Annotated in this window: 28 protein-coding genes; 21 read left to right on the forward strand and 7 right to left on the reverse strand. The window is 34.3% G+C overall.

Translation table 11 applies throughout. From position 1 onward, the window contains the following. Positions 1-4: 4 nt before the first annotated feature. Together accC and Q1A01_RS02815 are read right to left on the reverse strand one after the other, a co-directional pair. A complete protein-coding gene (gene accC, locus Q1A01_RS02810) occupies positions 5-1447 on the reverse strand; it encodes an acetyl-CoA carboxylase biotin carboxylase subunit (RefSeq protein WP_299676600.1) in 1443 nt (480 codons plus the stop codon). 16 nt (positions 1448-1463) lie between these two features. Further along, positions 1464-1958, reverse strand: a complete 495-nt coding sequence (locus Q1A01_RS02815; protein ID WP_299675674.1) for a biotin/lipoyl-containing protein — start codon at positions 1956-1958, stop codon at positions 1464-1466. 194 nt (positions 1959-2152) lie between these two features. On the opposite strand from Q1A01_RS02815, the gene vgrG reads away from it, so the two are divergent. From vgrG to Q1A01_RS02855, 8 genes are all read left to right on the forward strand, one after another. Beyond that, entirely contained in the window at positions 2153-3952 is a 1800-nt protein-coding gene (gene vgrG, locus Q1A01_RS02820; RefSeq protein ID WP_299675677.1) for a type VI secretion system tip protein VgrG, read from the forward strand. 9 nt (positions 3953-3961) lie between these two features. Then, positions 3962-4261: a PAAR domain-containing protein gene (locus Q1A01_RS02825; protein ID WP_299675680.1), complete on the forward strand. Its 300-nt coding sequence runs from the start codon at positions 3962-3964 to the stop codon at positions 4259-4261. 174 nt (positions 4262-4435) lie between these two features. After that, on the forward strand, positions 4436-5137 hold the full coding sequence (locus Q1A01_RS02830) for a hypothetical protein (protein ID WP_299675683.1): 702 nt from the start codon (positions 4436-4438) through the stop codon (positions 5135-5137). Between the two features lie 226 nt (positions 5138-5363). Beyond that, positions 5364-5777 carry a hypothetical protein gene (locus tag Q1A01_RS02835; RefSeq protein ID WP_299675686.1) on the forward strand — a complete coding sequence of 138 codons (414 nt, stop codon included), beginning with the start codon at positions 5364-5366 and terminating at the stop codon, positions 5775-5777. Between the two features lie 257 nt (positions 5778-6034). Continuing rightward, complete coding sequence (locus tag Q1A01_RS02840) at positions 6035-6388, forward strand: hypothetical protein (protein WP_299675689.1); 354 nt, start codon at positions 6035-6037, stop codon at positions 6386-6388. 263 nt (positions 6389-6651) lie between these two features. Further along, positions 6652-8568: a sensor histidine kinase gene (locus Q1A01_RS02845; RefSeq protein WP_299675692.1), complete on the forward strand. Its 1917-nt coding sequence runs from the start codon at positions 6652-6654 to the stop codon at positions 8566-8568. Beyond that, positions 8565-9209: a response regulator transcription factor gene (locus Q1A01_RS02850; RefSeq protein ID WP_299675695.1), complete on the forward strand. Its 645-nt coding sequence runs from the start codon at positions 8565-8567 to the stop codon at positions 9207-9209. Before Q1A01_RS02845 ends, Q1A01_RS02850 begins: the two co-directional genes overlap by 4 nt. 267 nt (positions 9210-9476) lie before the next feature. Continuing rightward, positions 9477-10820 (forward strand): right-handed parallel beta-helix repeat-containing protein, encoded by a 1344-nt coding sequence (locus Q1A01_RS02855; RefSeq protein WP_299675698.1) that lies wholly within the window; start codon positions 9477-9479, stop codon positions 10818-10820. A gap of 120 nt (positions 10821-10940) precedes the next feature. Here the strand turns inward: Q1A01_RS02855 and ssb are convergent, their stop codons facing one another. From ssb to Q1A01_RS02875, 4 genes are all read right to left on the reverse strand, one after another. Further along, positions 10941-11276, reverse strand: a complete 336-nt coding sequence (gene ssb, locus Q1A01_RS02860; RefSeq protein ID WP_299675700.1) for a single-stranded DNA-binding protein — start codon at positions 11274-11276, stop codon at positions 10941-10943. 462 nt (positions 11277-11738) lie between these two features. Further along, positions 11739-12152, reverse strand: coding sequence for a JAB domain-containing protein (locus Q1A01_RS02865; protein WP_299675703.1), 414 nt, complete (start codon positions 12150-12152; stop codon positions 11739-11741). Between the two features lie 15 nt (positions 12153-12167). Continuing rightward, positions 12168-13211 carry a Bro-N domain-containing protein gene (locus tag Q1A01_RS02870; RefSeq protein WP_299675706.1) on the reverse strand — a complete coding sequence of 348 codons (1044 nt, stop codon included), beginning with the start codon at positions 13209-13211 and terminating at the stop codon, positions 12168-12170. Then, positions 13204-14109 (reverse strand): IS1595 family transposase, encoded by a 906-nt coding sequence (locus tag Q1A01_RS02875; RefSeq protein WP_299675708.1) that lies wholly within the window; start codon positions 14107-14109, stop codon positions 13204-13206. The genes Q1A01_RS02870 and Q1A01_RS02875 overlap by 8 nt, the downstream gene beginning before the upstream one ends. 556 nt (positions 14110-14665) lie before the next feature. On the opposite strand from Q1A01_RS02875, the gene Q1A01_RS02880 reads away from it, so the two are divergent. From Q1A01_RS02880 to Q1A01_RS02890, 3 genes are all read left to right on the forward strand, one after another. Next, positions 14666-15151 (forward strand): hypothetical protein, encoded by a 486-nt coding sequence (locus Q1A01_RS02880; RefSeq protein ID WP_299675711.1) that lies wholly within the window; start codon positions 14666-14668, stop codon positions 15149-15151. A gap of 555 nt (positions 15152-15706) precedes the next feature. After that, entirely contained in the window at positions 15707-16681 is a 975-nt protein-coding gene (locus Q1A01_RS02885; protein ID WP_299675714.1) for a hypothetical protein, read from the forward strand. Positions 16682-16690: 9 nt separating this feature from the next. Further along, positions 16691-17239: a T9SS type A sorting domain-containing protein gene (locus Q1A01_RS02890; protein WP_299675717.1), complete on the forward strand. Its 549-nt coding sequence runs from the start codon at positions 16691-16693 to the stop codon at positions 17237-17239. Positions 17240-17423: 184 nt separating this feature from the next. Here the strand turns inward: Q1A01_RS02890 and Q1A01_RS02895 are convergent, their stop codons facing one another. Further along, the gene (locus Q1A01_RS02895) at positions 17424-17558 is read right to left on the reverse strand and encodes a hypothetical protein (RefSeq protein ID WP_299675720.1); all 135 of its coding nucleotides are present in this window, start codon (positions 17556-17558) and stop codon (positions 17424-17426) included. A 316-nt stretch (positions 17559-17874) separates the two neighbouring features. Between Q1A01_RS02895 and Q1A01_RS02900 the strand changes: the two genes are divergently transcribed. The 10 genes from Q1A01_RS02900 to Q1A01_RS02945 all read left to right on the forward strand — a co-directional run bounded on the left by Q1A01_RS02900 (position 17875) and on the right by Q1A01_RS02945 (position 26575). Then, positions 17875-18354: a sigma-70 family RNA polymerase sigma factor gene (locus Q1A01_RS02900; protein ID WP_299675723.1), complete on the forward strand. Its 480-nt coding sequence runs from the start codon at positions 17875-17877 to the stop codon at positions 18352-18354. Continuing rightward, on the forward strand, positions 18351-18677 hold the full coding sequence (locus Q1A01_RS02905) for a hypothetical protein (RefSeq protein WP_299675725.1): 327 nt from the start codon (positions 18351-18353) through the stop codon (positions 18675-18677). Before Q1A01_RS02900 ends, Q1A01_RS02905 begins: the two co-directional genes overlap by 4 nt. Before the next feature lie 10 nt (positions 18678-18687). Next, positions 18688-19359, forward strand: coding sequence for a TonB-dependent receptor plug domain-containing protein (locus Q1A01_RS02910; RefSeq protein WP_299675728.1), 672 nt, complete (start codon positions 18688-18690; stop codon positions 19357-19359). Between the two features lie 16 nt (positions 19360-19375). After that, positions 19376-20362, forward strand: coding sequence for a carboxypeptidase-like regulatory domain-containing protein (locus tag Q1A01_RS02915; protein ID WP_299675731.1), 987 nt, complete (start codon positions 19376-19378; stop codon positions 20360-20362). A gap of 246 nt (positions 20363-20608) precedes the next feature. Continuing rightward, positions 20609-21970, forward strand: a complete 1362-nt coding sequence (locus Q1A01_RS02920) for a hypothetical protein (protein ID WP_299675734.1) — start codon at positions 20609-20611, stop codon at positions 21968-21970. Between the two features lie 98 nt (positions 21971-22068). Continuing rightward, complete coding sequence (locus tag Q1A01_RS02925; RefSeq protein ID WP_299675737.1) at positions 22069-22710, forward strand: peroxiredoxin; 642 nt, start codon at positions 22069-22071, stop codon at positions 22708-22710. A gap of 349 nt (positions 22711-23059) precedes the next feature. After that, complete coding sequence (locus tag Q1A01_RS02930; RefSeq protein WP_299675740.1) at positions 23060-23548, forward strand: hypothetical protein; 489 nt, start codon at positions 23060-23062, stop codon at positions 23546-23548. Between the two features lie 66 nt (positions 23549-23614). After that, positions 23615-24721, forward strand: coding sequence for a cupin domain-containing protein (locus Q1A01_RS02935; RefSeq protein WP_299675743.1), 1107 nt, complete (start codon positions 23615-23617; stop codon positions 24719-24721). A gap of 8 nt (positions 24722-24729) precedes the next feature. Beyond that, the gene (locus Q1A01_RS02940) at positions 24730-26091 is read left to right on the forward strand and encodes a mercuric reductase (RefSeq protein WP_299675746.1); all 1362 of its coding nucleotides are present in this window, start codon (positions 24730-24732) and stop codon (positions 26089-26091) included. A gap of 223 nt (positions 26092-26314) precedes the next feature. Then, positions 26315-26575 carry a DUF4212 domain-containing protein gene (locus Q1A01_RS02945; RefSeq protein WP_299675749.1) on the forward strand — a complete coding sequence of 87 codons (261 nt, stop codon included), beginning with the start codon at positions 26315-26317 and terminating at the stop codon, positions 26573-26575. Positions 26576-26639: the final 64 nt, after the last annotated feature.

The following is a 26639-nucleotide window of genomic DNA, read 5'->3' on the forward strand; positions in this document are numbered from 1 at the left end:
AGATTTATGTAGTTGGTAGACGTAAAATATGTTGCTCTTTTATGTGCTGCTTGACAGCGATAAGTGCTGCAATTTTAGCTTCTTCTTCGTATTGTTTTTTTAGTGCTTCTGGAGAGTAGTATTTTTTTACAAAATGGGTATCAAAATTTCCAGATCTAAAGGCTTCATGTTCACATACAAATTTTCCAAAGGGTAAGGTGGTTTGAGCGCCTTCTATTTTATAATGATCTATAGCATATGAAAGTAATTCAATGGCTTCTTCTCTTGTATCACCATAAACAATCAATTTTGAAAGCATCGGATCGTAATAAATAGGGATATCCATACCTTGTTCAAAACCATTATCTACTCGAATGCCTTCTCCTTCTGGAAGAATGTAAGTAGATAGATTTCCTACACTTGGTAAGAAATCATTTAAAGGATCTTCTGCATACACACGTAATTCTAGCGCATGACCTTTAATAGAAAGGCTTTCTTGTGTGATAGGAAGTACTTCTCCTCTTGCGACACGTATTTGTAATTCTACAAGGTCTACTCCTGTAATTAATTCGGTAACGGGGTGCTCTACTTGAAGGCGTGTATTCATTTCTAAGAAGTAGAAATTATGCTGGTCGTCTAGTAAGAACTCAACCGTTCCTGCGCCGCGATAGTCACAGGCCTTAGCTACTTGAACGGCAGCATTTCCCATTTTTTCTCGTAATTCTGGACTCAATACAGCAGAGGGCGCTTCTTCTACTACTTTTTGATGACGACGTTGGATACTACATTCTCTTTCAAAAAGATGTACGGTGTTGCCGTGCGTATCTGCCATCACTTGAATTTCGATATGTCTAGGTGAGGAAACATATTTTTCTATAAAAACAGAGCCATCTCCAAAAGCAGCAGTCGCTTCACTAATCGCAAGTTTCATTTGGGATGCGAGTTCTGATTCCTCATTTACGACACGCATTCCTTTTCCACCACCACCGGCAGATGCTTTGATAAGAATAGGGAAACCGATATCATTTGCAATGGCTTTGGCTTTCTCTACGTCGGTAATAGCTTTGTCTATTCCAGGTACCATTGGGATATTATATGCTTTCACGGCATCTTTGGCCGCCAGCTTACTTCCCATCACTTCGATGGCTTTAGGTTCAGGTCCTATAAAAATAATGCCGCTGTCTGTAACCGCTTTCGCGAAAGCGGAATTCTCACTTAAAAACCCGTATCCAGGATGAATGGCATCAACGTGTAACTCTTTTGCAAATGCAATGATTTTATCTCCTAGTAAATACGATTGGTTGGATGGTGCTTCTCCCACACAAACAGCTTCATCTGCAAATCTAACGTGAGGGGCATTACGGTCTACAGTAGAATAGATGGCAACGGTTTTTATACCCATTTTTTTAGCCGTAGTCATTACTCTAATGGCAATTTCCCCACGGTTTGCTACTAATATTTTTTTAATCTCCATATGTGTGTGATTAATTTTGTTCTTCAAATTCGACAAGGAGTTGTCCTTTATCTACAGCGTCATCTTTAGTAACGTGTACGGCTTTTATAATACCATCCATATGGGAAACAAAGCTGTTTTCCATTTTCATAGCACTTAAAATAACAAGGGTATCTCCTTCTTTTACTTCTTGTCCAGCGATGACTTGAACATCAAGAATAAGCCCAGGCATAGGTGCTGTAAGGGCATTTGATTGCTTAGAACCACCTATCGAGAAGCCCATGTCTTTAATGAGGATATCTACAGCGTCTGCTATAGCTACTTCATAGGTCCTATTATTTACAAGGATTTGGTATGTTTTTTTGGTGAAATCTGATGTGACAATGTCGGCTTTATACGAAGTGTTGTCTTGTAGGATATGATATCCTGTTTTTGTTGTCTGTACCGCATCTAATTCTGAGAGCTCTGATGCTGAGATATCAAACTCAAATTCTTGGTTTACGGTAGTTTTATAGTTCTTACTCATGCGTTTAATTATAACGATATAAATATAAGTATACCAGTAGCAAATGACTATTATTTTAACTTTTTAAGAAAAGGATTTTTTTAAAGATAATCCCTTTTAAAATCCCCGTACAAATACCTGTTATTTACCTAGCAATTATATGTAAGATTGCCTTATATAAAATCGTATCTTAATTTTTTAAACTTTATATAGTTATGAGTAGTACTATTGAAAAAGGAGGTCTAACTACATTTAATGTTAAAGTAAGTGGGGAATCTATTCTTGATGAAGCTAACATATATTCGATCACGGTTGATACGAAAGTAAATGAAATTCCTCATGCACGTATTGAAGTTATAGATGGAGATGCAAGTACAGGGGAATTTCCAGCGAGTTCTTCTAGTACGTTTGTTCCGGGGAATACGGTTGTAATAGAAGCAGGATATGATACTAAGAATCAACAAATTTTTAAAGGGATCATTACAGAGCAAACGATAGCAATTAACGAAAAGGGCTCTATGTTGATTGTTAACTGTTATGACGAAGCAATTAAAATGACCGTCGGAGAGAAAAGTAAGATATACAGTCAGAAAAAAGATAGTGATATTATATCGTCTATTATTGGAGGATATGCTGGTTTATCAAGTGATGTAACCGCTACTTCTATTGTTTTTCCAGAAATGGTACAATATCAACGTACAGATTGGGATTTTATATGTTATCGTGCCGAAGCAAATGGATGCCTTGTGATTGCAAAGGATGGTAAAGTAAGCGTTGCAAAACCTGATGCAGATACATCATCAGTGCTTACAGTGGCGTATGGAGATGATATGCTGGAGTTTAACGCTACATTAAATGCAGTAAGTCAATTGGCTTCAGCAACTACAGAAGCTTGGGAATATACAACGCAGTCCGTACTTTCTAAAGAAGCGTCAAACAGTTATGTTGGTGCAGGAAATTTATCTTCAAAAACACTTTCTGAGGTTGTTGGTTTAGAAACCTATACTTCAGGAACTTCGGCGTCACTTCAAAGTGACGAGCTTACTGATTTGGCGAAAGCGGAACTCACTAAAAGTACGTATTCCAAAATAATTGGATCTGTAAAAGCATTTGGTAATAGTTTATTGTTTCCAGGATCCTATATTACTCTTGCAGGAGTTGGTGATCGTTTTAACGGAGATCATTTTGTGTCTGGTATACAGCATGTGATTTCAGCTGGGAATTGGACTACTGAAGTTGCTATTGGATTAGACCCAAAATGGGTGACTCCAGAAAATAATACGATAGGAAATACAATGGCCATAAGTTCAAATGGTGTAGGAGGATTATATAATGGAACTGTTGTACAGATAGGTTCAGATCCAACCAATCAATTTAGAGTACAAGTCAATATTCCTATGTTACATACATCTGATACAGAAAATAACAGACTTTGGGCACGTTTATCAAATTTTTATGCAACGTCTGGTGCAGGCGCTTTTTTCTTTCCAGAGATAGGTGATGAGGTGATTGTAGGCTTTGTAGATGACAATGCTCGTTTTCCAGTGATTCTTGGGAGTTTATATAGTACTCCTAACAATCAACCAGGAGAAGGATTTGATCCCAATGATGACAATAGCTTAAAAGCTATTGTGTCAAAATCTGGAATTAAATTAGTATTTGATGACTCAAATAAGGTACTTTCTATTGAAACTCCTAGTCAAAATACAATTGTGTTAAGTGATCAAGACAAAACGATGACACTTAAAGACCAGAATGATAATCGTATCGTAATGTCTGAAAGTGGTATCGCGATAAAGAGTGCTAAGGATCTTACATTTGAAGCAAATCAAAATATCTTGATAAAAGGTGATCAAGGGGTTACTACACAATCATCTGGTGGAGATGTTACAACTAGGGGATTAAATATTAAACAATCTGCAGATGTGCAGTATAGTGCAGAAGGAAGTGCCACCGCTCAAGTACAAGGCGGTGCTGAGCTTGTACTTAAGGGAGCAATGGTACTAATAAATTAAAATAGGTATATGAAACCAGCAGCACGATTAACCGATTTTCATGAATGCCCTATGAGTACACCTGGAGTTACTCCAATACCGCATGTAGGAGGGCCTATTAATGGGCCTGGTGCTATTACTGTTTTGATAGGTGGTTTGCCTGCGGCAAGAGTTGGAGATGTGGCTACTTGCGTAGGTCCTCCAGATACTATTGTTTCTGGGTCTTCATCTGTTATGATCGCAGGGGTTCCTGCTGCAAGAATGGGAGATGCAACAGCACATGGAGGTGTAATTATTACAGGTGATTCGACGGTACTGATAGGAGGATAATTAAGAAACAAATGATAATAAGGTGATTGTTTAAGAAAACCTTACCATGTTTTAACCTTTCTTTCAAAATTTAGCTTCGAGATATGATCTATCTTGATTTTTCTAACCAACGCCATGAGATCATTACATAATTTACACATTCTCTTTTTTTTATTTTTTATGTCTCAATGTGTTATGGCACAAAGTATCACGGGAACAATTTATGATGATAAGACGGTTGTAGAAGGCGTTGTTGTAAAAAATATAAATACAAAAATGGCAACTGTTTCTAACGAGGCAGGGCGTTTTGAAATTGCTGCAAAAGCGCAAGATTCTATTTCCTTTCAAGTGTTTACTCATGAAAAAAAGACTATAGTTATAAAAGAAGGGAGAGTATACACAAATTTTGTGGTTGAGCTTACGCGAAAAATAAATCAACTGGATGAGGTCATCATAAAAAAAGAAAAGGAATTTGTGTTTGAAGAAAAAGAACTACAGAATAGTTTCAATAAACAAATGAAAACACATCAGGAATTATATCCTGAACAATATGAGTTTAATTCAAATCCTAATGCCAATCTCAATTTTGTTAATATTGGAAAGCGTCTTTGGAAACTCATTAAAAAAGACAAACCAAAACCAACACCTTTTGTGCCGATTAAATTAGATCAATATATAGGTCTTTTTAAGGAAGATCCTATACTTACAGATCGATTCTTGATAGAAACCGTAAAAATTCCTTATGAATTTAAACCGTTGTTTATTGATTTTTGTGTCTCAAGAAATATAGATGCAGAGCTTCTAAAGGAGAAAAATAAATTCTTGCTCATAGAAGAGTTTATCAATCTAGGAAAGGAGTTTTTGGAAGTGTTGGAAACAGATATAGAGAATGAATAGAAGGTATACGTTTTAACGATTTATTCTCCTTACTGTTGTGTGGCAAGTAGGTCTCACAAGTTCGCTTTCGCGAAAGCGTATAAAAAATAAATCCTTGTCATATACAATGATTGTTTTAAAGACTAATCATTGAAAAGCAATCTTTTATAAGATGCATTCACATCATTCAATCACAAAAGCAATAGTTATGAACCCTATGAGTACCTGCGTGAGAACGTACCTATTTATGTTACTATCAATCTTACTATTCTCGTGTAATGTAAATACTATTGAAGAAAATCCAGATCGAGTTGCCGTTGTAAATGCTGAGTATGATGTAGGATGGTTGATTAATCATTATATGATATATCCTAAAAGTGAGAGTACTACAAATAGAGCCGGTATTGTAGAACTTTCATGGACAGTCACTAAAGAAGGAACCGTAAAAGATATTAAAGCATTTGTAAGAACAACAGATCAACCTGCCGAATCTGCAATAGCCCGCAAACGATTTGTAACTAAAGAGGTATTGCCTATTAATCAACCTATTTTAGATAACCTCATATATAGTGTAGGTTTATTAAAATTTATACCCGCTTTAAAAAATGGAAAGCGAGTCAATACTAAAATGGAAACTTCTATAGCGTTTGTCTTGATATAAGAATATAAAGTAACCTTTTGTATATTTTGTCAATTTTCTCCTCCCTAAAAAAGGCTGTAATAGTCATTTTTTAGTAAAATTTTACTCTACGAAATCATAGATTTTTTCTTAGTAAGGGTATTAATAGAGGTACTCATTTTTTTCTATCAGTATATTGTATTAATAATTAATAGCCTGTTTTTTATGCGTTGAGTGGAACCTATATGAGGATGTTCATTTCAAAGTATATGATACATTTTACTTAAAAATGGAACGTTATGGAGTTGACACTTACCGAAAAAATAGAAATAGAAAAGTTGAAGCATAGTATAGAAAAGGTATTTCCAGAGTATAATGTGAAAAATGCATTGTTTAACAAAAGTACCATACGAATTACAAAAGGGACGAGTCAAGTTGTAGTAGGACAGCTTAAAAACCAAAAAATGATCTGCGTTGGAAATCTTAATATGTTAGACTTACGCATACTTATTCCTTTTGCTGTAGGAATGACTTTATTCCTCATTACTGGATTTATCTTTTTAATAGTAATGATGCAAATCAAAAAGAAGGAGTACAAAGCAATGGAAGAAGCTATTGGAGCACATTTACAAAATACGTATGTACAGCCCTAATATATTGTACTGATTAGAAATCAAATTAACGATGAGAGATTTGTATGCTAATTTGTAGTATTTAATTTTTTAATACCACATATGTACTTGTTCTACTTTTATTACTTAAAAAAATAGCAATACAGTAGCTCATACAGGTTTGAATAGTAAGAATTACTATCTTTAAAATTAAGAAAGACAGTTATCTAGTAAATAAATGTTGTTCTTTTTACTTATATATGATATTTAGTATCAACAAAAGACAGACATTTTTTATTTTTTTAATGCTTCTAAGCGTTATGGTAACCTATGGCCAAGAAAGATACAAGATCCAAATAGATAGTCTTATCCAAGCGGCAAAAAATGATACGGTATTTAATGCATATGATGATTTATCTGATTTAATATCTAGTGCTTCTAAAGAAGAAGGAGAAAAGATGTATGCGTATGCGATTTCTAGAGATAATACAGAACTTACTAGAATGTATATATACCAAGGTTATGGAAGAAACTTAGGCAAGATAGGCCAAATGGATGCTGCTTTAGACTATAGACACAAAGGGTTGAAATTGGCAAAAAAAAATGATTTAGAAGGGCAAATTGTATATTATCATAATTCGATAGCGGGCGCTCATCATTTTAAAGGCCAGCTAGATAGTGCTACGTATTACTTAAATATAGCAGAAGCAATTGCAGAAAATAGTCAAAAAAGTAGAGGCTGGCTTTGGAATATTTATTACAACAGAGCATTGGTACAAGGATCACTAGGTAATTTAGATGCGGCGGCCTATTACTATCGATTAATGTGGGAAAACATTAAGAATACATCCAACCCCATACAACGAGGATTTGCCTTGTATACAATAGCATATTTCTTTACAGAAGTAGGGAAATACCCTGAAGATCAGATCAAATTTGTAGAGTTATTATCTGCACATTATGATCACAAAGATCCAGATGTGCCTTCAGGGCATATCTCTGTAAAAAGCCTCTTTAAAGATGAAATCAAGAAAGAAAATATAGTCAAGTATAAAAACCTTATCCATTTAAGTGATAGTTTAGATCAGATCAATTCTTTTTATCACTCTACAGAGACCTTAGCAAAAATTTATGTTGAAGAAAATAGACATAGAGAAGGGATTCAATATCTAAAAAATGCAGCATATAAAATAGAACAAGTACAAAAACCTCATTATTTAATAGGTATTTATCAATTATTAGTCAAAAATCATATTGATGTCAAAGATTATGAAGGAGCCTTCTATTATAAAAATAAAGAAGTTCAAATACGAGATAGTATACTCTCTGAGAAAATGCGGAAGAATGTTGTAAATCTTGAAGTAAAATTTGAAGCTGAAAAAAAAGATCGTCAAATTGCACAACAAGCATTGGATATTGAGAAAAGGAAAAGTCAAAAAATACAATTAATAGGAGGCTTAGTAGGTCTAGGTATATTACTATTAGTAACAAGTATTTTCTTTAAAAAGCGATTGCGTTATCAAAAAACGATGACGTTTCAAAAAGAGGCCATTCACAAGCAAAAAGTAACAGAATTACAGCAAGAAAATAAATTACTAGCCTTAAATGGAATGATTGAAGGCCAAGAAACAGAACGCATACGTATTGCCAAAGATTTGCACGATAGCTTGGGCGGATTATTAAGTACTGTAAAAGCGCATTTTAATGCCGTGCAGAATGAGGTTAAAATGATAGAAGAACTCAATATTACACAGAAAACAAATGAGTTAATTGATGAAGCATGTACAGAAGTGAGACGTATTTCTCACAATATGATTCCTCATGCACTAACAATTTCTGGTGTACCAGGTGCTGTAGAAGATTTAGTGGAGACCTTGCAAATAGAAGGATATGAAGTAGATTTGGAGATTAAACAATTTCCAGAAGAAATAGCAAAAGCAAAACAATCGATGTTGTATAGGCTAATTCAAGAAATCATATCTAATATCAGAAAGCATGCACATGCAAAAAGTATACTCATTCAGATTTTTGGAATAGATGAAGGCGTGGGATTAATTATTGAAGATGATGGTCATGGCTTTAATTATGAAGATGCTATTGCAAAAGATGGAGTCGGTTTAAAAAGTATTAATAGTAGAGTAAAATTTTTAGACGGTACTATTGATTGGGACACAAGCATAGGAAAAGGAACAACAATAACCATTAATATTCCAAAAGTATGATTAACGTTTTAATTGTTGACGATCACGAGATGGTCATAGAGGGATTTAAACTGCTTTTAAAACCTGAAAAAGATATTGTAGTTGTAGGACACGAGTTAAGTGGAGATAATGTAATTAAAAACATAAGCAATTACAATCCTGATGTGATTTTATTGGATATTAATATGCCTGGAACCAACGGAATTGATACCTGCAAAATATTAAAAAAATCACACCCTGACGTTAAAATAATAGCCATTACCATGCATAAAGAAAGTAGTCTTATTAAGATGATGCTTAGTAATGGAGCCAAAGGATATGTCCTTAAAAATGCAAGTAAAGAAGAACTGATTACTGCCATCAAAACAGTAAACGAGGGTAAAATGTATTTAGATAAGACCGCCAATGAAATTGTCATAAATACCATGACAAATTCCAAAAAAAGTAAAACGTCAGAAAGTCTATTTCCAAAGTTATCTCGGAGAGAAAAAGAAGTACTTCAACTCATTATTAATGAACACACAACTCAAGAAATAGCAGACAAGTTATTTATTGGATTTGGAACCGTTGAGACCCATAGACGCAATATGCTTATAAAGACAGGTACTAGAAATACAGCAGGTCTTGTGAGAGTAGCATTAGAGTATGACCTTCATAGATAATACTTTTTACTGCTTTTACCATTGTATAAAGAAGTCGTGATGCTTTAAAAATTAGACATGTTGGATTTAGGCTATGTACGCTTTCGCGAAAGCGTGTAAAAAAACATAACAAATGCCTTCAAAAAGGTAGGATGTTTAGAAGCTTTACACACATACCCAAACCTATGGGAATTCATATATTTTTTTGAGCTCTTCGTTTTCTTAGAGGTACTTTTAACACTTAAAAAGTAGTTTCGTGGTGAGTTAATAACACAAAACCATCACGTTATGAAAAAAATAATGCAGTCTCTCAGCATTTTACTACTAATTTTTACGACCTCAGCAGTACATGCTCAAAGTACGTCTCGTAATTTCTCAAACCAAGGAAGAGATTGGTACGTGAGTAAAAATACAGGCTCAGGGCAATTGGGTACAAAAGAGCGTCCTGCTAAAGATTTAGGAAATATCATTCATCATCTAAAACCCAATGATCGTATTCATATTGCAGAAGGTGTTTATATGAGTAAAGGAAAAAGAGGTGCCGATGAGATTAATGTTCCTGTACAAATCTATGGAGGATATGATACTACATTTTCTATGAGAGACCCTTGGGATGCACATAAAACAATCTTTACGGGTGTTAATGAATACTTGAAATTAACAGACCCTAGACTTTATATTAGAACAGATCAGCAGCGTGAAAGTAATGGACAAAAATCTACAGGATCAGTCATCGTGGTAGATGGGATTATTATCGATAACGGACCCCGTAATCGATACCATAAAAATGAAAATCTAGCAATTCGTAGAAAAGCAAGTCCAAAGTCCCAACAAAATCCTTCTCCAGAATCTGGAGGTATTGTAATTGTAGGAAGTCATTATACAAATATTAATGTTCGCAACTGTGTGGTGATGAATACAGCACCTACCGAAGGGGCTATTTCTGTACGAGTATTTGCAGGAGGAAAAGGTGTGATTGAAAATAATTTTACCATCAATAATACAGGGTACGGTATACACGCCCGAACAGGATATGTAGGTTCTGATGAAAAGAAAATTCCGCAATTTACCATTAGACGTAACACGTCATTATTTACCTGGAAACATGATGCAATTGCATCTTATGGGGGTGATGCTATGGCGTTTGATCAGAATTTATATGCCACGGTAGAAAATAATGTATTTGGATATGGTCATATGGGAGGACTTTATAATAAAGGAGCAAAACTTACCATGATCAATAATCTATTTACAGGAAATAGTAAGTACGATTATAAAGAAGTAAATGATAAAATGGCAGTTGCAGATATTGTAGATGAAGCGATGCATTTGGCTCCAGAAAGTGATGGAAATAAAGGATTGCTTATTCAAATTGCAGTAGCAGAAAGATGGGCAGAAATATATGCAGGACGTCAAGAAGTAAGTAGAGCTGCGGTAGATGCCGCCGTTACAGTGCCTAATTCAGGAGCCAACCAACTCAGAAGTATATTTGGGCTCAACCTACAAGGTGGAGCTGTAGCTATGGATGCAGAAGTCTTTTTACCCTTAATTACTGTAGAAGAAGCATTACCAGCAGGCTTATATCCTTGGAATGGTATGGGATGCAATATTCCAAAACAAAAAACAGAATAGTATAACGCTTATATGCTTTTTGCTTCGGGCATATACTAATTATTAGAAGCAAATTATCTCACTAAAACAAAAAGAGGCACTATATTGAGTGCCTCTTTTCATATTGTGATTGTAAATAATTTATGCCTTACCTCCCAACATCAAAAGTTCATTACAAACCACTTCAGTAACATATCGTTTTACACCATCAGCATCCTCATAACTACGAGAAGTTAATTTACCTTCAATTGCAATTTCTTTCCCTTTGGTGACATACTGCTCAATGATATCTGCTGTTTTATTCCAAGCGACTACGTTGTGCCACTGCGTATCTGTCACTTTTTCTCCTTGAGCATTTTTATACGTTTCATTAGTGGCGATTGAAAATTTAGCCAGTTTTTTTCCGGATTCTAAATTGATAATTTCTGGGTCATTTCCTAAATTCCCAATTAACTGTACTTTGTTTCTTAAGTTCATAATGTGTGTGTTTTCTTCTTGAGATATGCTCAAGAAATTAGTTATATATCTACATCTTCAGACGTATTCTGAAGAGCTCATTGTTCTAATCAAATGTGTTATTGATATCGAACAGTGCAAACATATAACAGGGAGTCAATACGATTCGGTTACTAAACAATTACTTTCGTTTACAAATGATTGTAGTCGTTTGTAAACGAATAAAATTATTTATATCAGGGAACTATATATAACTTTACACCAGAAAGCAAAGTTTAATTTCGGATTACTAAAAACCCATTTTTTTGAAGTATGCAGGTTTATTAATTATACACTCTTTAATATCTACTAATTCAGATACTAAATTGGTGTAAGCTCTTGCTGATCTAAATAGATCAAATTAACTCCTACGTGTCATAGAACATGGTGCATTGTTAATGTTATCTCTTGGAGCTTAACTCTAACGTACGGTCAATACCGATGCTATATATCGTTTATACTTGTGTACTCTTTTCCTTCACATATAATAATATGATCCAGTAATTTAATTCCTAAAATATTTGCGCCTGCTTTTATTAGTTGTGTAATTGCAACATCATCTTTGCTAGGCTCTGTATTTCCTGATGGATGGTTATGGCATAGAATGATCTTTTCACACTTCTTAGCAACTGCAAAATTAAAAACGTCTATAGGCTTAACTCTATTTTTGTTGAGCGTGCCTATCGTTAAAAGTTCGATGTATTCTATGTTATGCGCTGTACTTAAACCTATAGCCCAGAAATACTCTTTTTTACGATGTAATCTGTTTTGTCTTAAAAGAATCTTACGCATGATACGAGCTATATCTTTCGTATTAGCGATGTGTATATCTTCGTCTTTAGGTAAGCGTACGTTCATTTTAAGAGTGTTGTATTAGTTGCCTTCATTATCTTTCTTACGATCTCTTAAAGCTTTTAAGCTATAAGCAGATGTGCGCTTTTCTTTAGGTACATCTTCTTTAGGATTGAAGCCTAGCCCTTTTTTAAGATTTTTATTAAAATCGCTTAATGGCTCTTCATCCTCTTCTATTTCATTCCAAGCAGGAAGCGATTTCCTTATTAACTCATTTCTTACCTCAATAGAATCTAAAGCCTTAGCGTTTTCGTGAGTAACAACCTTTTTCCCTGTTTCCCTTTCTAACTTTTCAATTGCTTCTTTTGTAATGTTTCCTGCAATATGTATTGCTTTTTTAGTTTCAATAAATCCTTCTGCATCAGTTTCGTTTATTAACTCGGTCGAAGTTGCTTCACTAAATATAACAGAAGCAAGCTCTAAAGGCGTCATGTGATCTCTTAGGCTCTCTCCTTTGCTTATTCCTTTATGTTCTTTATACTCGCTAGATGAAAATCCAAAGGAAGAATTGTATAGCTCATTTGTTAGTACCGCATATTCGTAACCTTCATTTATCCCGTGTTCTTTTAGTGTGTCAGTAAATTTGTGCCTTGTATCTACACTAGCAGATCTGGTCTCTATCCATTGTTGAGAATAACCTTTTGCCATATAATAGCCTTTTGCTCTTTCTATAGCTTTTTCTGGTTGCTCTATTTCATCTAATCTTTCTTTACCAACCCTAGCTAACCATCTTTTAAAAGGTTCTGCATTTTTTGAAGGAATAGACTGTATTATTCTTAATACTGATTCGGTATTAGCGCAGTTGATATTTTGCCTTCCTCCTTTAGTCATTATTGGAAGGGGGGTGGCAATTTGCCCCCACCCTTTAGAAAGCTCTTCATCCCTGCGCCTCAAATCTTTAACGTAATTCTTAGGATTCGATGAACCAGAAACAACCGCAACCACATCTTCAATCGAGTAAAACCAATCTCCATCAAACATCACTCTTCTTATCTCTTCTCCTTCAAATAATGCTATTTTATTATCTTCTTTCCCCTTCTTTTGAAGTTTGTCTTTCTTACCCATTAATCAATTCTTTATAAGTTATTCTATTCTCTGTATTACTCAAAAGTAAGTTAAATCTTTCGTTTTCAGTTCCTTTACGTGTGTTATATCTAAATACAAATTCATCTACGTACATCTGTAAATGCTTTTTAGATGTAAAGTGATAGATACCAAAGATACCACGTTTTAATAAAGACCAAAAGCCCTCTATTGTGTTTGTGTGGATTCTGCCGTTTACATATTGCTTTCTACTATGCTTAACAAATTGATGATCGTAAATACGCTGTAATGCTTTGTAAGATGAATATTCGTCAGTATAAAGTGTAGCACCTTCTTTTACGGCGTTTACAATTTCAGTAGATAGTGTTTCAGTAGTAGTATCTGGAATCTTTACAGCTTTAAGTTTACCGTCTCTTTGCACCATTCCCAAAACAGGGGTTTTATCATCTGTAGTTCCTTTCACTTTCTTATCTGCATGACGGTTTTTATTCTTACCTCCTACATACGTTTCGTCCGCTTCAATTTCGCCGTCCATTTGGTCGTCATTATTAAGACCAAAACAGTTTCTAATACGTTGCAACATGAACCAAGCACTTTTTTGCGTAATATCTAGGTCACGACCTAACTGTAAAGAAGAAATACCTTTTTTATGAGAAGTAACCAACCATATAGCAAGAAACCATTTTTGTAAAGGCATTTTAGTATTATCAAAAATAGTATTGGTTTTTACATTAAAATACTTCCCTGTATTCTTACACTTATATCTGTTGCCTTTACAGTTGTAAACCTTAGAAGAAGGATCAAAAGGGCTCACAACATTACCACTCCATCTTAATTGCTCTAAATGATCTATACAACTTTGCTCGTCTGGAAAGGCTTGTAGTAGTTGTAGTATTGATTTTACTTCTTCGTTAAACATAGTACTTAGCTTATCATCAATGTAAATATAGTACTTATTTACACTAAAACAAAAAATACTTGTGTAAATAAGTGCTAATTTCTTGATATTTAATAAAATAGAGTATTAAATAATGTAGTAAAGAAGGGTTATTGATTGTTCTTTTGTATAAACTCAAAAATTAGTTATTAACATAACTATTGTCGCTATACGTGATTTTGAACGTTGAATAATTGTGATTAAACTTTGTTAAGTATAGTAAATATAGTATATAAGCGAGTTATTAACATCTTTAAAATTATTAAACCCCTCTTCCCCCCTTCTTTTATACTCTAATTTGGAGGTATGAATATTTTACTTACCTTTGTGTTAAGTTTTAAAATAAAAAAAACCGCCCAGCGATCAAACAAGACGGTTTTACGTTATTTTAAAATGCGAAACAAAAATTAAGGGGCTGTCTGGTGATGACTGCGGATTCCTACCTGTCGGTCAATGGGTTCGATACCCATCAGCTCCACTTTTTTGTTACAACAAATATAATGATAACCATTGTCTTAGACAAGTAAATACGTATGTTATGAGTATAATTATTGAATTACTTCTTAAAGAAGAACAGCAATTATTAAAGAGGTTAGCAGAGGTTCAGACTGAAATAGCAAAGTTAAATCCTGCGCACACAAACCAAGATGTAAAAGATGTTGTTTCTAAACTTGTAGAACCTGCTCCTGACGAATTTATAGAGGTAAGCGATATAAAGAAATACTCTTCTCCTCAAAAGATTTTATTTGCTTTAAAAGAGAATAGTCGTTTTATGAAAATAAGAGAGATGGCGGAGTATATATGTAAATTCACAAATGAAGATGTAAATAATCTAGTTACACAGCTTTCAAGAAGAACTAAATTACTTAAAGAAAAAGGCAAGATTGTAAAGTATCAACACGGTACAAAAAAGTCAAATTCTTATTGGGGAAGCCCAAAGTGGCTTGATGAAAATGGGGATGTCAAACCAGAACACATGTATGAACTACCTAATTCTAATCAATTAGACCTAATAGATTTATAATACAAAAAGGACACTCTGCCAAGTGTCCTTGTATTGTATGCCGAGTTTCTTACGGCTTGATGTTAAGATAATAGTATTAATTTAAAATTCCATTGTTATGGCAAAGACCAATAAGGGCAAGAAAAAAGTATACGTTGCCCCACACAAAAGGAATGGTAAGAAGGTTAAACCTCATTACAGGTCAACCCCTAATTAACACCATTAAAATCGAGAGTCTTTAAATTTTCAAGGCTCTCTTGGGATTTGGAAAGTCCACTTCCGACAATTGTTTAATTAAATTTAGCAAATCATGACAACAGTCAGACGCAGAAGAGTGACAATCACTCGTACGATCCGAATTACTACTAGAACTAATAGATAGTAATTCAACAATAAGGCGGAGAGTTAATCTTCGCCTTTTTTGTTGGAACAAATATACTATTATTTTTCATGTAGTGTAATCAGGTATATAATTGCCTTATATCAGGTGATTATGGGTTTGAAAAAATATTTTAAAAAAATGTTAATTTTTAATAAGTCAACCGTCAATAGGGTATTGATATTTAAAAAACTACTATGAAAACAAAACTATTTTTAGCAATAAGCTTATTGATGATGTATGTAACTTCTGCTCAATGGACAGAAGTAGGTGATACTATTTCAGGAGAATCTCCTTTAGCCTTTTTTGGGGAATCAGTTACTATTAGTGGTAATGGAAATTATATGGCAGCTGGACAATTTTCGAGAGGAAGTTCGGCAAATGCAGACCTACCTGCCCCTGTTATAATTTATGAGCGTAATGGTGTAAACTGGGTGGAGATTGATCGTATCGATTCTCCTGTGGTTCCTGATGGAGAACTTGAACAAAGATTTGGAGAAGAAATAGAACTTAGTAATGATGGAAGTAGACTTGTTATTGGAAATCCAGAACTTTCGTTTAACGTGGTTCAAAATAGAGGCGTCGTATCTGTATATGAGAGACAGGATGATAATTCATATACGCAACTAGGAACTGATATTGTAAATCCTGGATCCGGTTCTTATTTTGGAGGAGGCGTAAGTATCAGTCCAGACGGAACAACTGTAGCAGTCGGAAGACCTTTTTTAATCCCGAATGGTGCTGATGAAGGATTAGTGTATACATTTAGATATGATGGAAATGATTGGGTACAGTTTGGTCAAGTACTAGGAGGAGACACTACAAATGATTTACGTTTTGGAGAATCAGTTAGTTTAGATGAAGATGGTTCTACATTAATTGTAGGGATTCAAAGAGGTACTGATAATGCTGTCGAAGGAGGTATGGATATTTATGAGTATGAAGACACAACAGATACATGGGTGCAATTAGGAAATCGAGTTATTGGCAGTCTACAAACATTTTTAGGAAGCGATCTAGAGATTACTCCTGATGGAAATACACTCATTGTTGGAGCTAGTGCAAACTTAGATATTGGAGAACCTTCATATGTAGAAGTGTACCAAAGAGAAGGAGATGTTTTTGTACTTAAAGGAAATAGAGTAGAGTCTGAACTAGGATTTCAAGGCTAGGGAGAGTCTGTGAGTATTACAGATGATGGTAATACGATTGCTTTTGGAGCGCCCCTTATAGGACCAAATAATTCTATTGACGAAGAAGGATCTATAAAAGTATATTCATTTCAAAATGGAGATTGGATCTTGAATAACCAATTCTTTGGAGAAATTATTTTTGAAGCTTTAGGAACTGATATCGCTATGAGTTCAGATGGCGCTGTGATTATTGCTGGAGGGCCATTCTATGATCCAAATGATAATAATGATGCTGTAGGAGGAGTTCGTACATATATCAATACAAATATTTTAAGTCTAGAAGACAACACATTTACAACAGAAATTACTGCTTTCCCAAATCCAGTACAGGATATTCTTACTATCAATTTAGGAGAAAATAAAGCAACAGTTTCAATGACTATATATGATCTTTTAGGACGTGTAGTACAGACAAAGTCTATAGAAAATCAAGATACATTTACAGTAAACATAAATACGTTGCCTAGAGGGATTTATATAGGGCAAATAGCTAGTGAAATAGGGAACACAGCTACCATACGATTAGTAAAACAATAAATGACGTTTCATATTTTAAAAAAAGAGCATACAATCTTGTATGTTCTTTTTTGAATACAATTTTATTTTGAATAGTCAATTGGATTCAAAATTCTTTATAACCACCCTACTAATAACCCCGCTTTTTTAGCGGGGTTATTTAATTTTTATACAGTAAGTTTTACATCATAAAACGAGCTGAAATTTAACAACAGTTTCCAGTAGGTGTGTACAGAGGTGGACCTTGACAGTCTGGAGGACAGAGACTTCCCACTATTGCTCTTTGTTGTTCTTCATCCAATGGGGTTACCCCTTCTAAGTTTAAAAATTTGTCTAACATCGTATTACGTTTTAAAATTAAAATCATATTAAATTAAATGTAATGATCTGAAAAACAGTAATTTAAATGTTAAGTTAAATCTATTTATAACCCGTTGTGCATTTTGATAAAATAACTAGTAATTGTCCTATTAATCTTCATTATATATCTCAAATCCTAAAGGAAGTGATGAAGATTTCTTCGATTCACCCTTCAGGGAGGGGAAAAAATCAAGAAATCTATTCAAAATGCACAACGGGTTATTTATAATAAGTTCTATAAAAAAAGTACTTTTCATGTCATATACGAAGTCTATCCAAGAGACTAATAGATAGCAATGAATAAAAATGAGCTAGCCAAGTTGTTAAAAGAACACCATAAAGATGCTTTTCTTTGGGCTAGTCATTGTTGTCATTATAGTCAAGAAGAAGGAAAAGAAGTGCTACAACGCACCTATTTAAAAATAGTAGAGAAGAAAGCTGTGTATAAGGAAAAAGCAACATTCAAAACATGGCTGTTTTCTGTAATTCGATTTACAGCAATAGACTATTTAAAAAAGAAAAAAGCGTATGAATCTTTAGAAAAAGTAAAAATAGGAGTAGAAGATACACCTTTTGAGATCCATACGATTGATTATAAAAAGCTTTTAAAACAATTACCAGAGCGACAACATCAAGTGTTGTTATTGGCTTTTTACCATGAGATGACTTTGGCTGAGATAGCAACCATTACACAATTACATATAGGAACTATCCGAACACATTATGAAAGAGGAAAAGAAGCTATGAGAACCTTAGTATTAAAAGAGAACGTATGAATACAGAAGATCAAAATATCAAGTCCTTTTTTGACGATATGCGCAAAAAAGATACAAAACATACCATCCCTGACTTTGAAGAGTTATTTCCAGAAAAGAAAGCTTCAAAATTGAGATATCTATTACCCATCGGTATTGCAGCTTCTCTTCTTGTAGGGTTTGGAGTGTGGACAAAAACCCCTAAAACAATAGGAGAAGGAGAAGAGCTAGTCATTACCTTAGAAAATCAAGAATTTACTACAGATGTATTACTTTCTGAAGATTTTCCTGTGTTCTCCTGGGAGTCATCTACAACCTCATTAATAAACGATTTTAACGATTAAACGATATACAATGAAACAATTAGTTATACTAGTATTATGCATCGCAGGATATGGAAGCATCTCAGCACAAGACGTATTTCAAAGCGAATTATTTGCTGCCGAAACCGTATTAAAATACCGATCAGAATTAGAACTTTCAGAAACTCAAGTCAGTACCATTAAAGAGATATATAACGACAATATTTCGTTATTCAATTCAACCAAATGGGATTTAGATGCCATGCAAGTTGATCTCAATAAATTGATTTCCGAAAGTAAAGTAGATGAAAAAACAGCACTTGCGGCAATGGATAAGATTTCAGCAATGGAGCAAAAACTAAAAAGTCAGCGCCTTAAAATGCTCATTAAAATCAAAAACGAACTCACCCCAAATCAACAATCAAAACTCAAAGAATTGAGAAAAGATGATGATATCTCTACCTTTAAATTGACAACCCCTATTAGTAAAGATCCCCGAATTGTACTGAGAGGTGGATCATCAAAAGATGGAAAAACCCCTATGTATGTGATCATTGATCAAAAAGGAGAGAAAAAACTTGTAAATGGAGAAGCTCAAAAAGGATTGTTAGGCATTTCTCCAGACAACATAGAAAGTGTCAATATCATAAAAGGCAAAGCAGCAACGACAGCATATGGTAAAGATGGAAAAAATGGAGTTGTAGTTATCAAACTTAAGCAGTAAAAAATCAAACTGTTTTATGAAAACACTATACTACATCTTTTGTTTTCTTTTTTATGGAAGCTTATATGCACAATCAGTAAGAGGTACGGTATATGATGGTGTTACCAAAGAACCCTTACTCGGTGCTTCTGTCTATTTTGAAGGTACTACTATAGGAGGTATTACCAATGAAAAAGGGAAGTTTACACTATATACAGAAATAACAAGCACATCACAATTGGTAGTTACCTACCTAGGCTATACAGATGTTGTGCTCAATGCGTCAGAAAAAAAACCACTCACCATTTATTTACTCCCTAAAGAAGAATCTCTTGATGAGGTTGTGGTAACCGCCAAACCATTATTTACCAGAGCGCAAATGCTGATAGCATTTCGCAGACAATTCTTAGGAGAGACTAAAGCAGGACAATCTTGTGAAATCCTTAATGAAGATGCACTCAAATTACGTTATAATGCGTCTAAAAATCAACTTATTGTAAGTTCCAATGAAATACTGAGAGTCAAAAATCCATATCTAGGATACGAAATACGTTTCCGTTTATATGATTGCAAGATTTCCTATTTCAGAACATCACTTTCTTCATTTGATGTACAACAATCCTATTATGCAGGCACTAGTTTCTTTATTGATGAGAAAAAAGAAGTGAGAAGATATAAGAAAAGAAGGCAAGAAGTATATGAAGGCTCCTCTCTACATTTTATGAGAACGGTTGCAACAGAACAATGGGATGAAGAAGGTTTTACTATTTATAAAAAAGGATTCCCCGCATATCCTAAAACACACTTTATAGTAAGTGATACCTTAGGTATTAAAAAAGTACAACTCACAGATCCTGTTGCCATTTTGTATGATAAGAAAAAACGTTCTAACGTACGCCCTAAATACACCCATTATACCATTGATGGTTTTGGAAATTTCTATCCGCCAGATGCCTTGGTCTTTAGTGGACTTATGGGACAACAACGTCTAGGAGATGCTCTTCCATTAGATTACGGATTGTAATTTTTTTAATTCCGCTTTCGCGAAAGCGTATAATTGCAAACTACTATTTTTAATAGTATGATCTCTGAAAATCATGAATTAGGGATGCCAATTGGTACTAGATTCTCAAAATATAGAATTAGGCGGAAGGATGAAATTATGCACATAATAGGTGTAAACGTGCTTTTAATCTTATCTAAATCACGAATATGAGCCATAAATAAGGTTCTCTATTTTTTATATATTTTGCAATAAATATATATACCCATGAAACAGATACTATCCTTATTCATATTCTTTTTTGTTTTTAGTAATCCATTACTAGCACAAGAGAGTACAACCCCATTAAGTGACTATACCTGGAAGAGAGGAAAAACAGTGGCCGAAGATGGATACGTAGTACTAAAATCTGGAAAAAGATTAGAAGGAGTCATTGTGTTAAAAGGTTCTGAGAATACGGTAGAAGAAGTGATTTTTGAGGGAGAAGGAAAAAAAATAGAATTTCCTGTTGCAGCACTAAAATCGTATGGACTTCTTAGGAAAATAAATGCAAACGGGCAAAGTACTTCAGCAAATGGACCTATCAATGATAGCCCTGAGAGTATGTATGAATGGAGAGATATGGGAGTGGTTATGAATAAAAAGATTACAAGCACACAACCTAGAGATGGCTATGTCATCTTAAAAAATGGAACCCGTTATGATGGTCTACTTAAACTAAGAAGAAAAGATGGTGTTCTTAGTAATTATCAAGTAAAAGGAGATAAGAGGTATAAAGGCGATATTTCAGAAGTAGCAAGATATGGGTATACGGTTAGTGAAGAAAGTGTCATACAAGAAAATCTAGAAAAACAAGCAAATAAATTTTATCCTGGTAGTATTCAAACAAAAACAGGAATGCAACAAGGGGAAATCTCAACGGTAAGCAATCAAAAATTTTATAGTAATAAAATTATTTTTAAAGATGACAAAGGCGCTATGACCGAGTATGTGCCTAGTACATTAACTTCTTTTTCTCAAGAGGTAAAAGGAGAAACCAAAAAATATGTAGCGTATAAAGACACGTTTGTCCAAGAAGATTTCTCCGGAGATACGTTTCAACTATTTAGAAACCCCTATCCTACATCAACCAATAAATTTTTAACAGGATTAGTAAAAGAAACAATTGTCATAGGGACAAATGCAGCTGCACAAGGAATTGCAAAAAAAGATGCCAAGAAGAATGGTTACGAAACTCGTATGGATAGTATCATCGCAAATTCACCACCTGAAGATTTAATAGGAATACGTGATGGCCTTGTAAAACTAAGCGGATATACTACTGCAGAAGAACTTCAAGAAAAGAGCGATAACGAATCCTTAAAAAATAATATAAACGCATTAAATCTTGCATTAGCTGGATATGAAGTGCGTAATAGCGAAGGAGGACTTTATAATAAAGAATGGATTATTTTAAATAAAAAATCAGGAGAAGAAACGGTGATTTATAAAGCAAAATATAAAACGTTAATGGAACCACTCTTAAAAGGATGTTATGAATATCTTTCATTAGATCGAGGCGATCAACGGGCATATGAAAAATGGTCTAATATTGAGCAGACTATCAAAATGTTAGACGGCTGTTACTAATCCTAGTTTACTAAAAAATATATCTACGTATTTCTGATAACTTTCAATGATTCTTGCGACCAAGTTTCTAGCTATAAAAGAAACTAAAACTTAAAAAAATGAGCGCAATTAAATTAGGAGACATCGCACCAGACTTTACAGCACCTACAACCGAAGGAGAAATCAATTTCCATCAATGGCTAGGAGATAGCTGGGGAATTCTATTTTCACACCCAGCAGATTATACCCCAGTATGTACAACAGAATTAGGAACTGTAGCACAATATACAGATGAGTTCAATAAACGTAATGTAAAAGTAGCAGCACTAAGTGTAGATGGTGTTGCCTCACACCATGGATGGATTAAAGATATTAATGAAACTCAAAACACCACCGTAAACTTTCCAATTATAGGAGATGAAGATCGTAAAGTAGCTACCCTTTATGACATGATTCACCCTAATGCAGATAGTACATTAACAGTGCGTTCTGTATTCTTAATTGGTCCAGATAAAAAAGTGAAATTAACTCTTACTTATCCAGCAGCCACAGGAAGAAATTTTGATGAATTATTACGTGTCGTAGACTCTTTACAATTGACAGCCTACCATAAAGTAGCTACACCAGCCAACTGGAAACAAGGGGATGATTGTGTGATTGTACCTTCAGTATCCAATGAGCAAATTCCAGAACTATTCCCTAAAGGACATACAGAAGTAAAACCATATCTTAGACTCACCCCACAACCTAATATTGAGTAGGGAAAGTCAAAGAAAGAGTAATAGTTTTTGTAGGTCTTATAATCTATGGCATTCGAAAATTTGTTGTAAAATTTGAAGTGAAGATCCCGTAGAATTTCATACTGTTTGAGCGTAGCGAGTTTATAAAATTCAGGGATTAAACAATAAATTTAGACAAAGTTTCGTGAGCCTAGAATTTTTTTGTTTCTCGTATGTTTGTATAGATTATGTTTCTTTGGAGAAATAAGCAGTAAGAATGAGAGATGAGAGAAATATTTTGTTTCAGGTAATCTTAGGATATACCGTAAAAAAGAAAGATCGTTTTAGATATTAATAACATTATTCAGCAATTTCTGATCAATTAATAATAATGAGTCTCAAATTATACATGTCTTTTATCTGGTTTATTGGATTGAATATATATGGACAAATAGATAATAATGTATTATATCAAAAGGTTTTGAGTGAAAATAGTATTGATAGTATATATGTTTTTGGGCAATGGAATAAAATAGATGGAATAGAAACTCATTTGAAATATTTAGGAATGATATGTAACAAAAATGAGAACTTCAAAATAGTTACTTCGTCTAGACTCTGGGGATTGTCAAAAAGAGCAACTAATAAGATTTTAGTATTTAGTGAGAAAAATAAATATTTAGGTAATTACTATGTAACTATGAAATATGATTTGCCTGCAAAAATCGAGAATAATCAAATTGTATTTTCACCACCTAAAGAGGCTAATTGTGATAAAGATTTAATCACCCGTATATCTTTTGGTAAAGGAATACCTGAACAATTCTTTATAGAATGTAAAGATGGTAAGGGAGATATATACTTGTTTAATAAAGAATAACAACTTGCTATAATATAAACATTAAAAAACCTACTGTTTTCTATTGATTATAATAATGAAAAACGTATGAGCACATACCATCCAAACCAATCCTATGCACAATTACGTTTGCCATCAGAAAACCTGACAGCAGATATGGATTTCTTTATCCAATTGGGATTCCGATTAGATAAGATCTTCCCAGCAGATAATCCTGCGGTAGCTATGATTTCTGGATTTGGAATGCATGTGGTATTAGATAAAAGAATAACAAGTTCACCAGCAGTTATCAATATAATCACTGACTACCCAGAGACCATTGCTCAAGGAAAAACAGAACTCACAGCACCTAATGGTACGGTGATTCATATACTGCCTAGAACACAAACGCTAGTAACTCCAAGTACAAAACATCATTTTGAAGTACGTAAACTTACAGATGGGGATTCTTGGGTGATTGGTCGTGCGGGAATGCTCTATCGTGACCTGATCCCCGACCGACTAGGAGGTAGCATTATTGCTTCTCATATTAGAATCCCTAATGGAGGTCCTGTACCAGATATGGTGCATTATCATACTATTGGTTTTCAACTCATATTTTGTAAAAGCGGTTGGGTAAAACTCGTCTATGAAGATCAAGGCCCACCATTTATTTTACGTGCGGGAGATTGTGTGACACAACCTCCAGAAATACGTCATAGAGTATTAGAGTCTTCAGATAATCTAGAAGTCATCGAAATAGGCGTTCCTGCAGAACATATGACAACGATAGATCATGATGTAGAACTTCCTACAAAAACGTATAACCCAGAACGCCTTTTTCAAGGACAACGTTTCTGTCATCATCAGTTAAAAGATGCTACTTGGAATAATTGGCGTGTAGCAGGTTTCCGCTTTCGCGAAAGCGGAATTAAAGAAGCCACCCAAGGAGACGCTTCTGTACAGATAATACAACCTATTCAGGCACTTCAAGAAACACAAACCATAAGCCATACAACAGATATTTTATTTAGCTTTATCCTATCAGGATCAATGATATTGGAAGCAGAAAATCAAGAGATACAATCCCTCACTGAAGGCGATGCTTTTGTCATTCCACCAGATATGAAATATGCATTTAAAAATATAACTGAAGACTTGGAGTTACTGGAAGTAGCATTGCCAGGAAATTTTAAAACCATACAACATTCATAACAAAGCGGATGAAACAATTTGATAGCATTATTATAGGATCAGGACAAGCAGGAACACCGCTTGTATTTTCAATGGCAAGCAAAGGCCAGAAAGTAGCTTTTATAGAAAAAGAACATCTAGGAGGAACCTGTTTAAATATAGGATGTACCCCTACCAAAACCTATGTAGCAAGTGCTAGAAGAATGTGGGACATCTCTCAAAGTGAGTCCTTAGGGGTTGATTTTTTGGGAAGCTTTAAAAGCAATATGCCTAAGATTAAAGCAAGGAAGGATGCGCTTATTGCAAAATCTGTAAAAGGCATTACTAGCGGTGTAGAAAACCATAAAAATATTACGTATTACAAAGGCGAAGCCCATTTCATAAATGACACCACAGTTTCTATAAATGGAGAAGAAATTACAGCGCCAACGATAGCAATTAATGTAGGAGGAAGACCTTTTGTGCCATCAGAATATAAAGAAATACCACACCTTACCAATCAATCTGTTTTAGAGCTTATAGAGCTTCCAAAACACTTAGTCATTGTAGGTGGAAGCTATATAGGATTAGAGTTTGGACAAATCTTTAAACGTTTTGGAAGTGAAGTAACGATTATAGAACGAGGCGATCGTATCATTAAAAGAGAAGATCAAGAAGTAAGTGATAGCATACATACATTCTTAAAAGAAGAAGGAATCAACTTTGTTTTTAATGCCAAAAAAATAACGCCTTCTTATCAAGATGATGAGGTCACATTAACTATTAATGATACGACAACTGTAAAAGGATCACATTTGCTACTAGCTATCGGGAGAGTGCCAAATACAGATACCTTACAACTAGAAAACACCACTATACAAACTAGTTCAAGAGGATTTATAGAAGTAGATGATTATTGCCGTACCAACGTAGAAGGCGTTTTTGCGATGGGCGATTGTAATGGCAAGGGAGCATTTACACATACAGCATACAATGATTTTCAGATTGTAGAAGACTATATTTTTGGAAGTAAAAGCAGAAAGGTTTCCGATCGTATTATGACGTATGGTCTTTTTGTAGATCCACCGTTAGGACGCTGTGGGATGACCAAAACAGAAGCCAAAGAAAAAGGTATTAATGTACTGGAAGGAAGACGCGAAATGTCCAGAATTGCACGTGCCAAAGAAAAAGGAGAAACCCATGGCTTTATGAGTATACTGGTAGATGGCGATACCCAAAAAATTATAGGCGCATGTGTGTTAGGAACTGGAGGAGATGAGATTGTGACCAGTGTTTTAAATGTCATGTATGCTGGTAAAACCTATGATCTTATTAAAGATTCGGTCGTATTACACCCAACCGTTTCTGAACTAATCCCAACATCCTTAGAAAAACTAAAACCCGTCGAGTAAGCATATAAGTGTATATTGTAAAATTGTCCATTTAATTTAACATAAGCTATTTTCTTCTTTCGGTTCGTTTTCTTTGGACAAGCAAAGAAAATGAACAAAATCACTACTTATAAACAAGTTAGTTTTGAATTTTAATCATAATCATACTAAGAATACGATAACTATTTACATCAAACTCATGTTAATTTACTAATTTACATACCCTAATACGTTATGTATCTTTATGACACCATCACCTAACACGCCAAAGGCGTACTGGAAAAAAAATCTCAAATACCTTCTTATGCTACTCTTGATATGGTTTGCCGTTTCTTACGGAGCGGGCATTCTCTTTAAAGATACCCTAGACACGATTCGCTTAGGAGGATTTCCTTTAGGATTTTGGTTTGCACAACAAGGAGCTATTTATGTATTTGTTATACTCATTTTTGTCTATGTCTGGTTAATGAATCGATTGGACAAAAAACATGGATATGATGAATGACCGATATGCTTCTTTGTAGAAGAATATTCTCTCCCTCTGGGAGAGATGCCCAAAGGGCAGAGAG

This window comes from uncultured Dokdonia sp. (assembly GCF_947492815.1).
GTDB lineage: Bacteria > Bacteroidota > Bacteroidia > Flavobacteriales > Flavobacteriaceae > Dokdonia.